General features: G+C 62.9%; 7 protein-coding genes. 4 read left to right on the top strand and 3 right to left on the bottom strand.

The genetic code is table 11. The features are described 5' to 3' along the window. Positions 1-48 precede the first annotated feature (48 nt). Entirely contained in the window at positions 49-1203 is a 1155-nt protein-coding gene (locus CAY82_RS13795; protein WP_087501699.1) for a hypothetical protein, read from the bottom strand. Between the two features lie 340 nt (positions 1204-1543). Between CAY82_RS13795 and CAY82_RS13800 the strand changes: the two genes are divergently transcribed. The 4 genes from CAY82_RS13800 (at position 1544) to CAY82_RS13815 (ending at position 8962) form a co-directional block, all read left to right on the top strand. Further along, on the top strand, positions 1544-5371 hold the full coding sequence (locus CAY82_RS13800; protein ID WP_087501700.1) for a DUF6543 domain-containing protein: 3828 nt from the start codon (positions 1544-1546) through the stop codon (positions 5369-5371). A 148-nt stretch (positions 5372-5519) separates the two neighbouring features. Beyond that, positions 5520-7139, top strand: coding sequence for an NADP-dependent glyceraldehyde-3-phosphate dehydrogenase (locus CAY82_RS13805; protein ID WP_087501701.1), 1620 nt, complete (start codon positions 5520-5522; stop codon positions 7137-7139). Between the two features lie 110 nt (positions 7140-7249). Next, complete coding sequence (locus CAY82_RS13810; protein WP_087501702.1) at positions 7250-7717, top strand: VOC family protein; 468 nt, start codon at positions 7250-7252, stop codon at positions 7715-7717. A 63-nt stretch (positions 7718-7780) separates the two neighbouring features. Next, positions 7781-8962, top strand: coding sequence for a hypothetical protein (locus CAY82_RS13815; protein ID WP_087501703.1), 1182 nt, complete (start codon positions 7781-7783; stop codon positions 8960-8962). Between the two features lie 179 nt (positions 8963-9141). On the opposite strand, the gene ilvA is transcribed toward CAY82_RS13815, so the two are convergent. Together ilvA and CAY82_RS13825 are read right to left on the bottom strand one after the other, a co-directional pair. Beyond that, positions 9142-10701 carry a threonine ammonia-lyase, biosynthetic gene (gene ilvA / locus CAY82_RS13820; RefSeq protein ID WP_087501704.1) on the bottom strand — a complete coding sequence of 520 codons (1560 nt, stop codon included), beginning with the start codon at positions 10699-10701 and terminating at the stop codon, positions 9142-9144. Between the two features lie 181 nt (positions 10702-10882). Beyond that, positions 10883-11314 (bottom strand): PACE efflux transporter, encoded by a 432-nt coding sequence (locus tag CAY82_RS13825; protein WP_003259966.1) that lies wholly within the window; start codon positions 11312-11314, stop codon positions 10883-10885. Positions 11315-11438: the final 124 nt, after the last annotated feature.

The raw sequence follows: 11438 nt of genomic DNA on the forward strand, positions 1-11438 counted from the left end.
TCAAAAGCCTGGCGCAAGGCGCCAGATCAACGCCTCCCTGGCATCCGCTCAGCTGCACATGACCCTTTCCATGGTGGGCGGTGACTGCAGGTTGGCGTAACGGCGGCGCAAGCTTTCCACGAACGCTTCACCCGCACCGTTGCCACCATAGAAATAAATCTTGTGCAGGCCGCCAAACACCATTTCCTGGTAGCGGCGGGCAACTTCGTCGTCACTCGGGCCCTCGGGCAACCCCAGATGCAGTGTGAGTTTATCGCCCTCAATCGCGAACATCGGTGTGTCCCAGAGGAACTTCGCCGTGCCGGTTCTGGGCAAGCGGACAAACAGGCAGGCATGGTTGCCCAGCGAATCGATATCGCCACCGCGGCGGCGCTTCCACTTCAACAAACCGTCATCTGGCCGCGCCAGACAAAGGCCGATGTCGTAATAGTCAAAACCCTGTTCCAGTGCCCATTCCAGGGCCATGAAGGTGGTGATCGAATTCACCTCGCGCAACTTCCGCGGATCGGTAAACACCGCCTCGCAGTAGCCGAAACGCAATGTGCTCCAATAACGCTTGCCAGCGCGCACCACTTCACAGCCCAAGTGGCAGCCGATCACTTCATCGCCCAAGGTGATCAAGTCGAGCCGACCGACACTCCTGGCAATGCGAAACACTTCTTCAGTGGGAAACTGCGCGGCATGGATACCCTGCCTGGCGCTGGCGTAGGGGCGCAGCAGGTCGCGGTCGGCCATGGCGATCTCATCGTCCGAACGGGCCTGACGCATCTGGTACAGCGGGCGGTTCTTGCGGATGCTGCGCCGCAACTCGCTGTCGTAGCGCGCCGTGATGTCTTCCAGCGATCGCCCCAGCGGCACCACGGCGCTCAGGTAATGCGGCACCGACAATGCCCCCGAAGTCGGCACTTCGCTGACCACCACCACGTGGTTGGCGGCCATCGTCGCGCTTGCACTGTCAATAACCGCAGCGTTGTCCTGGCCCTTGCCGGCAATCAGCAGCTTGGCCATTTCCCGTTGCTGCTTCCTGCCGATATAAATAAATTCGTAGGGGCTTTCCTGCTGCAACCGAAACCTGGCAACTTCCCAGCGCCAGAAACAGGCACGCGCCATCACTTCAAGTACCTTGTTGGCGAAGTGCCTCATTTCGTAGCGTATGGAGGGCGAGATGAGTTTTCGCGCCACCGCCGTCAAGGTCGCTTTCATTTCTTCTTCGAGGCCCTTCGATGTGCACTATGGTCTATCGCAAAAGGACAACAATTCAGCAAAAAGCACTTATCCTATTGATATTCAGGAATTATCCAGAAAACCCCCATATCAATTAACAATTTAAGGTGCGCACAAACACTTTAGCAAGTGGCATTTTGATTGCATTTCATGAACGCGCCTGAAAGTTCTGCAAAGTTTCATGGCGTCAAATTTCCTGCATGAACGGGGCACCCAACAAGTACTTTTCTATCGATATAACCCATCCGCGTTATCCCATTACCACTTGGCTATACAGAAATGACGTTTGATGCCTTCTTTGCATAAAAGGAGCATCGAGATGCCATTCAATAACCCCCATCAACCTTTGCTCGAGGCACAACTGCCGCACTGGGCACGCCAGGCAACGCCCAACCAGTGGGCCGCGTTGAAGCAAACCCAGGTCGCCCCGTGGCAGGCGCAGGACTGGTTCGCCAATGCAGCCCCCGACCTGCGCCAGGCAGTGCACGCCAGTCAGGCGCGGCTGATGCACGCGCAAGCAGCCTTGGCCTGCTCACTTAAAGGCCTGAAACAGATCCCTGAATTTGCCGAGCCATTGCTGCAGGAACGCCTTGCTGAACAAGGTTTTCAAGCATCACTGCGCAATACCCAACTGCTGCGGGTCGAACGCAGCTGGCACTGGACCGTCCTGCGCTATCTCTACCGCCATCGTCGTGACAATCTGCTACAGGCCGCCCTGCAGAATTTCGCCGACGACGAGGCGTTCACCCCCGAAAGTGCCATTGCCCTGAGCGACAACATTCAGGTCACGCCGATGCTGGTACACGGCGCCTTCCCCCTCGGCATGCAAGTACCCGTGGCGCGCGTTGGGCTGAAGTCTGAGCAGTATCAGGTGGAGCGGCTGCCCCTCGCGCCTGCCGCTTTCGCCACACTGTGCCGTGACCTGGATCTGGGTAACGCCTACCAGGCCCACCTGGAAGAACACTTCGCCCGCCCCGCTACCCGGGCCTTGGCCATCAGGGTGCAAAAAGACCGCCTGCGCCTGGCGGCCGACCTTGCCTATCTGCGGCACCTGCTTGACGGTAGCACGCGCGATCAGGTCGAACAGCTGTTGCAGGGTGGCGCGGTGAAGTGCTGGCAACTGGCGCTGTTCGGCACGGCCTTGCACGAAGTCATGCTGATCGATGCCGGCAGTGCGGGGCTGGTGCTGTATTTGCCCGGCCATGACCCCGCCCTGCGTCAATGCAACAACCTGGATGCGGTACACGATACGCTAGCGACCTTGCTGCTGGAACCCGATGCCCGCCAAGCCTTCACGGCCTACATCAGGCAGGACGAGCGCACACACTTTCTCGACCTGCTGCAACAAAACCTCGACGCCACGGGCAGCACTGCCTACGACCGCCCTTGGCAGCGCGCGGCGCATGTGGACCTGCGCCCCACCCGTGTGGCCATCACGGCCGAGCCTTTCGGCCACTACCAGGACCTGCACCTGGCCCGCCTCAAGCACGAAGCCAGCCTGCTGGCGGTCCCGACAGCGACGGCCGATGCCAACGCGCGGGCCAGGCGCCAGGAGGAATGGGAAAGCCTTGGCCTGGATGCGCTCAATATCGCCGCTTTCTTCATTCCAGGTGCAGGCACCCTGATGCTGGCCGTCACTGCCTGCCAGCTGCTCGGCGAGGCCTTCGAGGGCTACGAGGCCTGGCATGAAGGCGACCGCCACCTGGCGCTGCGCCACCTGGAGGCGGTCGGCCTGAACCTAGCCGTGATCGGCGGCTTCGTGGCCGCGGGTAAGGTAATACCCAAGCTGTTCAACAGCCCGTTGATGGAAAACCTGCAGCAAATACGCAGCAACGACGGGCGTTACCGACTATGGAATGAAGACCTCACCCCCTACCGCAGTACCGTGACACTGCCGGAAAACCTGCAGCCCAATGCACTTGGCCAGTACCTGTACGAGGGCCGGCACTTCATCCGCTTGGACGGCCAACTGTTCGAGCAACGCTTCGACAACCACCTGCAGCAATGGCGGGCCATTCACCCCGAGAAGCCCGATGCCTGGCAGCCACCGCTGGCGCACAATGCCCAAGGCGCCTGGCGCGGCCAGCATGAACAGCCCGGCCAGTGGCCCTTCGCGAAGCTGGTGCGCCGTCTTGGCGAGACATATGCCGCATACACGCCAGAACAGCTGGCGCAGGCCGGCCGCCTCTGTGGCATCGACGCCGCGCGCTTGCGCCGGGTGCACCTGGAAGGCCAGCCAACGCCCCCGCTGTTGCTCGATGCCCTGCAACGCATGGCGGCACAGGCCGAGGTAGAGGCATTGGCCGAAAAGGCCCCGCCGGGCCTGTTCGAGCGGCTCTACAACGCCAGCGTGCCCAGCACCCCGTCAACGCAGAAACTGCTCGATGCCTATCCGCGGCTTTCCCCGGCCCTGGCCAGGCGTTTGCTGGCACCGCTGGGCGAGGCCGAATCGCTCGCCTGGCAACAGCACGGTCAGTTGCCCACGCTGGTTCGCCAGTCGCTGGAACAGGTACACAGCGAGCTGCCCCTGGTACGCGCACTGGAAGGCCTGCTGCAGCCAGCCCGGGCCAGTAGCGACAGCGAACGCCTGCTGTTCAGCGCCCTGGACGCCATGCCCGAATGGCCTGGGGACTTGCGTCTGGAGCTGCACGGCGCCAGCCCCGATGGCCCTCGGCTGGAGCATGTCGGCAGCGACCAGGCCACCACCCTGCGCCGGGTGATCAAATCGGCCGAAGGCTATGAGGTCGACCGCGGCGAGCGCCCTGCACCTGCGCTGCGTGATCCGGACCTCTGCCGCGCCGTAGAACAGGCACTGTCACGCTCGCAACGCGACAGACTGGGGATCCTGACGGCCGATGGCAGCTCGCTACGCCAGCGTGTACTAGGTTGGGTCGACAAGCACAGGGAGACATTGGCCCAGCGGCTCTGGGGGCACCGGGCGCTGCTGCGCAAGCCCATGGGCCGCTTGCACGGCGGTCGGCCGCTCGCCCCCGAACCGCCGCAGCCGCGCCTGGCAGGCTCGCTGGCCGGGGCCTATCGCCGCTTGTTCCCGGACGCCACCGACCAGGAGTTCGAAAACTGGCTCGGCAACGATGAGGACAACCCGTACGTCGATGACATTCGCTCCCCCACACAGCGCCTGCGCGACCTGCAGCAGCGTCTGGATACCCTGCGCCGCGACCTGCAGGAATGGGCCCGGCCCGATCCGCAACGCCCTCACCAACGGCACCTGGCCATCCGCCCCATCCTCAACGCCTGGCGGCGGCTGTCGACCGTAGCGCTTGAAGGGGGTGGCCGCCTGCACAGCCTGGACCTGTCCGGCATGGAACTGGACAACCAGGCCCTGACCAGCCTGGCCTTGCCAGACGACTTCAGCCATGTGCAGCACCTGTCTCTCAGTTACAACCGTTCGCTCAGCCACTTGCCGGCTGAGTTCTACGAGCGTTTCCCCAACCTCAATCGCCTGCTGCTGAGCGACTGCCGGTTCGACACCGTGCCCCGCCTGGGCAGGCCTGAGCACCTCACCTGGCTAGACATGGAAGGCAACCGCATTACCTGGGATGCCCAGGCCCAGCACGCGCTGAACCGCTACGCCGGGCTTGCAGTCCTGGACCTGTCGGGCAACCCGCTGCTGCAGGCCCCGGACCTGCGCGGGCTGGCCTACCTGAAGACGCTGTTCCTGACCGACTGTGCGCTCAGCGAATTGCCGCAAGGCCTGGACCAGATGATCGACCCCATCATCATGGACATTGGCGACAACCAGCTGCTGCGGCTGCCTGACGGTTTCAACGTACCACGGCCAGTCGCAAACGCCCTGCGCCTGGAAAGCGACTGGCTGGGCACACCAGTGCTTGCGCAGATCGAGGCCTACAACGCCGTGCACCAGGTAGACCTGCTGGTGTGCGAAGGCGACTACCTGGAATTCTTCGAACAGACCGGCCCGGCCGAAATGGCCCTGTGGCAACGATTACCGCTGCAGTACCGCCGCGACCTCAGGCCATTGCTTGAACTTGAACCGTTCCTGTCCCACCCGCGGTATGCCCGTACAGAGTTCTGGCGGCGCCTGGCCCTGATCGACGCAGACCCCGCCCTGCGCCAGCAATGGTTGACGCACCCACCCTACGACCTGTTCAACCTACCGCTTTGACATTGACCTGAATGCCTGCCTGTAAGACAGGCAGGCACTTGCGGCCATGTTAAGCCAGACTGGTGTTTTTCCGGCCACCGGTGCATGCTCGCAGCTGAAGCGATTCACCTGGCTTGAAACCCGCCCAGCAATGTGAGGTGCAGTACCCATGGACCGTCTGCTCGATTCACTCTTCCCCAGCGCCGAGAACATCCCGGAAACCTGGCGCCTGGAAGCCCCCCTGGAACAACGCGACTACCTGGTGAACGGTGAGCTAAGGCGCTGGGACGGCCCCCTGGCCACAGTGCGCAGCCCGGTCTGGCTCAAGGAAGGCGACAATGAGCACCAAGTGGTGCTGGGCAGCGCCCCGCTGCTCGATGCCGACACCGCGCTCACCGCCCTGGATGCCGCCGTGCAGGCCTACGACAAAGGCCGTGGCGCCTGGCCGAACATGCGCGTGGCCGAGCGCATCCAGCATGTCGAGACCTTCCTTGCGCGCATGCGCGAGCAGCGCCAGGCCGTGGTCAAGCTACTGATGTGGGAGATCGGCAAGAACCTCAAGGATTCGGAAAAAGAATTCGACCGCACCTGCGACTACATCGTCGATACCATCAACGCCCTCAAGGACCTCGACCGCCGCTCCAGCCGCTTCGAGCTGGAACAGGGCACGCTGGGCCAGATCCGCCGTGCGCCGCTGGGCGTGGCCCTGTGCATGGGGCCATACAACTACCCGCTGAACGAAACCTTCACCACGCTGATCCCGGCGCTGATCATGGGCAATACCGTGGTGTTCAAGCCGGCCAAGTTCGGCGTGCTGCTGATTCGGCCGTTGCTCGAAGCCTTCCGTGACAGCTTCCCGCCGGGGGTGATCAACGTCATCTACGGCCGTGGCCGGGAAACGGTGAGCGCGCTGATGGCCAGCGGCAAGGTCGATGTGTTTGCCTTCATCGGCACGCACAAGGCCGCCAGCGACCTGAAGAAACTGCACCCGCGCCCGCACCGCCTGCGCGCCGCGCTGGGGCTGGATGCCAAGAACCCGGGCATCGTGCTGCCCAAGGTGGACCTCGACAACGCCGTCGAAGAGGCCGTCACCGGTGCGCTGTCGTTCAATGGCCAGCGCTGCACGGCGCTGAAAATCCTGTTTGTCCATGAAGACGTAGTCGATGCCTTCCTCGACAAGTTCCAGCGCAAGCTGGCCGCCCTCAAGCCCGGCATGCCGTGGGAGCCTGGCGTAGCACTGACACCGCTGCCAGAGCACGGCAAGGTCGACTACCTCGACGGCCTGGTCGCCGATGCCACCGCCAAGGGCGCACGCGTGCTCAACGAAGGTGGTGGGCACAGCCGTGGCTCGTTCTTCTACCCGGCCGTGCTGTACCCGGTAAAGCCCGACATGCGCGTCTACCACGAAGAGCAGTTCGGCCCACTGGTGCCGGTGGTGCCTTACCGCGACCTGCAGACGGTGATCGACTATGTACTGGACTCCGACTACGGCCAGCAGCTGAGCCTGTTCGGCAATGACCCGGCGACCATCGGCAGCCTGGTCGACATCTTTGCCAACCAGGTCGGGCGCATCAACATCAACGCGCAATGCCAGCGCGGCCCCGACACCTACCCGTTCAACGGCCGCAAGAACAGCGCCGAAGGCACCCTGTCGGTACACGACGCCCTGCGTGTGTTCTCGATCCGCACGTTGGTCGCAACGCGCTTCCAGGAGGCCAACAAGGAACTGATCAGCGAGATCATTCGCAACCGGCAGTCGAGCTTCCTGACCACCGACTACATTTTCTGACGGCCGCGCTTATAGAGAATCGATCTATCCCCGTTGTCGATTTTTCATCCGCGCAAACGACTCTAAGGAACAGGGCGCCCACCAGCGCCCACTTCCAAGGAGAGTCGCACATGGCAGCCAAACCCATTCCCGAAGGCCAGCGCAGCATCACCCCCTACCTGGCCATCAACGACGCCGCCAAGGCCATCGAGTTCTACAAGAAGGCCTTCGCTGCCGTCGAAATGTTCCGCCTCGACGCCCCAGGCGGCCGCGTCGGCCATGCCGAGCTGAAGATCGGTGACTCATCGCTGATGCTTGGCGACCCCTGCGATATGGAAGGCGGCCTCACCGCCAGCCAGAAACTCAGCGGCGCAGGCGTAGGCCTGCACCTGTATGTCGAGGACTGTGACAAGGTCTACGCCCAGGCCCTGGCGGCCGGAGCCACCCAACTGAGTGCGGTGACGGACCAGTTCTACGGCGACCGCAGCGGCACCCTGAAAGACCCGTTCGGCAACATCTGGTTCGTTTCCACTCACAAGGAGGACCTGACCCCAGACGAAATTCGCGCCCGCGCGGCGAAGATGTTCGGTGGCAACTGAGCGGCAAGTTGAAAGCGGCGCGACTTTGCTTGAAGCTTGGGGCTCGTAGCTGGGAGCTGCTTCATGCGAATCATCGACAAAACCGCCGCACAGGTCCGTAGCCTGACCCCCGCAGAAGAGGAACTGCTGGTCGGCTTTGCCACCGGCAGCCTCGTCGGCCCACGCCTGCTGCAAGCCAACCAGTTTTTGATGAAGGTGCGCAACGCCAATCAGTGGCTGGCCTGCGACTGCCGCAACGATGCCTTGCCGGTGCTCAATGTCACCCTCAACGGCAGCACCGGTACGCTTTTTCTCAAGAACAACCCGGGTACCGCCGAGCACGCGCCCGGCTGCCCGTTCACCAAGGACGAGCGCGAAGCGGCCGAACGCGAAAGCGACCCCACGCCACCCGCTGCCTGGCTTCCGCCCGACACACCGTTGCGCCTGATCGGCGACTTTCGCAGCGGCACCGCCAGTGGCGGTGGCGATGGCAACGAGCGGCGCGAACAACAGCGCCTGCTGTCACTGCTGCTGACCTGGATAGAAACCAGCGGCCTCAACCTGTATGCCACCCATCTGAAGAAGGACCTGACCGGGCAATTTGCCGAATTGCGCAGCGTGGCCAGCCGCTACCCGCTGCTGGAACGGGTCCCCGCCAGCAACTACCTGGAAACCCGCCTGGACATGAAGCACATGATGATGCTCAAGTCTCGCCTGCGCGAAGCCACGGTATTCGGCAACCACCGCCGCCACGGCCTGCTGCTGGACTGCGTGGACCAGATCAAAGGGCGCAAGTTGTTCAACAACCGCAGTGAAGACGGCTTCGACTTCCAGGGCCACCATCTGTACTGGGGCGGCAACCGCACCGCCGGGCCGTTGCTGGCCTTGGCGCTGTACTCGCCGACCAGTGCCGGCAGCCATTTCTACGAGTTGATCCATGTAGCCAGTGTGCCGGTCCTGTCCCGTGCCCACCTGTTCCCGGTATATCGCGACGAGGAGCGCGAGCCGCTCAAGGCCCTGGTATCGCTGGTCGACTGGATGGCCAGCAAGGGTGTGAAAGTGCAAATGCGCCGCCCGGTGATCGGTGGCCAGGTGATGGATGAACTGGTGATGACCTCGGACCAGGACCGGGTATTGTCGGTGTCGTTGCTGGAGCAACCCATCGGGCCCGAGCCGGATACCGAGAATTTCAAGCGCTACGCCGACTTCAAGAGCCTGGAAACCTTCCGCAAATTCGTCGCCGGTTTCTTCATGCGTGAGCGCTGAGCACCATTTACCGGCACACACAAAACCTTGTGGGAGCGGCTTTAGCCGCGAAGAAGCCAACGCGGTGCATGGCACCGGCTGCGCCGGTGTTCGCGGCTAAAGCCGCTCCCACAGGGTCCCTGCTAATTCAATGAGTTTGTGCAGTTCTACGAGAGCGGCCTAATCATGAAGTTTGCGTATCAGCCCAGGAACAGCTTGTACGCCGGGTTGTCGGTCTCATCCCAATACCGGTACCCCATCTCATCCAGCGCCAACGGCAACCCCGCCAACTCATCCCCCGGCACTTCCAGCGCTGCAAAAACCCGGGCCTCTGCCGCACCATGGTTGCGGTAATGGAACAGGCTGATGTTCCAACGTTTGCCAAGCCGCTCCAGGAAGCCCAGCAAGGCCCCAGGGCGCTCGGGGAATTCGAAGCGCAGCACCCGCTCGTCAGCCCCGGGCGCTGCATGGCCACCCACGGTATGCCGTACATGCAGTTTGGCCAGTTCGTTATCAGTCAGGTCCAATACGCTATAGCCCTGCTCGCGCAGGCTGGTCAGCAATTGCTCGCGAGGGTCGTGCACAGGATGGGTCTGCACGCCCACGAACAGGCGCGCCTCCTTGCCAGGGTAGTAGCGATAGTTGAACTCGGTGATCTGCCTTCTGCCCAGGGCCTGGCAGAAGGCACGGAAGCTGCCAGGCTGCTCCGGGATGGTGACAGCGATGATCGCCTCGCGCTGCTCGCCCAGTTCGGCACGCTCGGCCACATGGCGCAGGCGGTCGAAATTGACGTTGGCCCCGGAGTCGATCGCCACCAGGGTCTGCCCCTGCACGCCGTCGCGCGCCACGTACTTCTTGATCCCGGCCACGGCCAGCGCGCCAGACGGCTCGGTGATCGAGCGGGTATCGTCATAGATGTCCTTGATCGCCGCGCATAGCTCGTCGCTGCTCACGGTCACCACTTCGTCAACAAAGTGCCGGCACAGCTCGAAGCAATGGGCGCCGATCTGCGCCACTGCCACACCATCGGCGAAGGTGCCGACCTGCGGCAGTATCACCCGCTCACCGGCCGCCATGGCAGCCTGCAGGCAGTTGGAGTCCTCCGGCTCGACGCCGATCACCTTCACCTCAGGGCGCAGGTACTTCACATAGGCGGCAATACCAGCGATCAGCCCCCCGCCGCCCACCGGCACGAAGATGGCGTCCAGCGCACCCGGGCGCTGGCGCAGGATCTCCATGGCCACAGTGCCCTGCCCGGCGATCACATCCGGGTCGTCGAACGGTGGCACGAAGGTGGCGCCTTCGCTGTCGGCCAGTTTCAGCGCATGCGCCAAGGCATGGGGGAAGCTTTCGCCGTGTAGCACTACATGGCCACCGCGCGAGCGTACCCCTTCCACCTTCAGCGATGGCGTGGTGGTAGGCATGACGATGGTGGCCTTCATGCCCAGGTGCGATGCGGCCAGGGCCACGCCCTGGGCATGGTTGCCCGCGGAGGCAGTGATCACCCCGTGCTCACGCTGCACGGTACTCAGGCGTGACAAGCGGGTGTAGGCCCCGCGGATCTTGAACGAGAAGGTAGGCTGCAGGTCTTCCCGCTTGAGCAACACCTGGTTGCCCAGGCTGGCAGACAACGCGGGCGCAGCTTGCAGGGGTGTTTCGATGGCCAGATCGTACACCGGGGCGGCAAGAATGCGCCGCACCTGCTCCGACAGCAGTTGCTGGGGGGTGACGGCAGAACGAGGGCTGACGAAGCTGGTCATCGATGACTCCTTGGCTGTGTTCACGTTGCCCAGGAGTCAGAGAGAAGAAACCCGCCTCCAGGGCGGGTTCGGTGCACGTACGCGCTAGCCCGCCAAGCTGATAATGGCGGTAATAATAATGGCGTTGACGTGCGGGAAAGTATTCATGGGGTAGGAACTTAGCCGGTAGTGCGGCACAAAGTCAACACTTGGCCTGCTGCGCCGAAAGCGGCACATCGAATACCTTGTCGAAGCCCCACTGGAAGACAAACGCGTAAACGAAGAAGAACACGAACAACGCCAGGTTGGTCAGCAACGCCGCCCACAGGCTGACATCCAGCCAGTACGCCACCAGCGGCAGCAGGATCAGCACCAGCCCACCCTCGAAGCCCAGCGCATGCAGCAGGCGCCGCAGGAAAGTGCGCTCACGCCGGTGCTGGCGCGCTTCCCAGCGCTCGAACACCCAGTTGTAGGCCATGTTCCAGCTCATCGCGATGCCCGACATCAGCACCGACAGCACGGTCGACTGGGCCATGCCGGCACCGAACGCCAGCTCCAGCGCGGGCGCCACGCAGGCGACGGCGATGGCTTCGTAAAGAATGGCCTGGACGATCTTGCGTGCCTTGCCTTGCATGTTCAGCTCCCTGGATAAACGACCTGTAAAACTACAAGAAGTGGCCCACAAGAAAAAGCCTGAAATTTGGACAACCCCGCGTTCGGCTGCTTGTATCTATCCAGTACAAACGGCGACAAGTCGT

It is taken from the genome of Pseudomonas sp. SID14000 (assembly GCF_002165135.1).
Lineage (GTDB): Bacteria > Pseudomonadota > Gammaproteobacteria > Pseudomonadales > Pseudomonadaceae > Aquipseudomonas.

Excerpts from the sequence above, each read along its gene's own strand:
- CAY82_RS13795 (WP_087501699.1), bottom strand. The coding sequence starts at position 1,203 with ATGAAAGCGACCTTGACGGCGGTGGCGCGAAAACTCATCTCGCCCTCC.
- CAY82_RS13800 (WP_087501700.1), top strand. The coding sequence starts at position 1,544 with ATGCCATTCAATAACCCCCATCAACCTTTGCTCGAGGCACAACTGCCG.
- CAY82_RS13805 (WP_087501701.1), top strand. The coding sequence starts at position 5,520 with ATGGACCGTCTGCTCGATTCACTCTTCCCCAGCGCCGAGAACATCCCG.
- CAY82_RS13810 (WP_087501702.1), top strand. The coding sequence starts at position 7,250 with ATGGCAGCCAAACCCATTCCCGAAGGCCAGCGCAGCATCACCCCCTAC.
- CAY82_RS13815 (WP_087501703.1), top strand. The coding sequence starts at position 7,781 with ATGCGAATCATCGACAAAACCGCCGCACAGGTCCGTAGCCTGACCCCC.
- ilvA (WP_087501704.1), bottom strand. The coding sequence starts at position 10,701 with ATGACCAGCTTCGTCAGCCCTCGTTCTGCCGTCACCCCCCAGCAACTG.
- CAY82_RS13825 (WP_003259966.1), bottom strand. The coding sequence starts at position 11,314 with ATGCAAGGCAAGGCACGCAAGATCGTCCAGGCCATTCTTTACGAAGCC.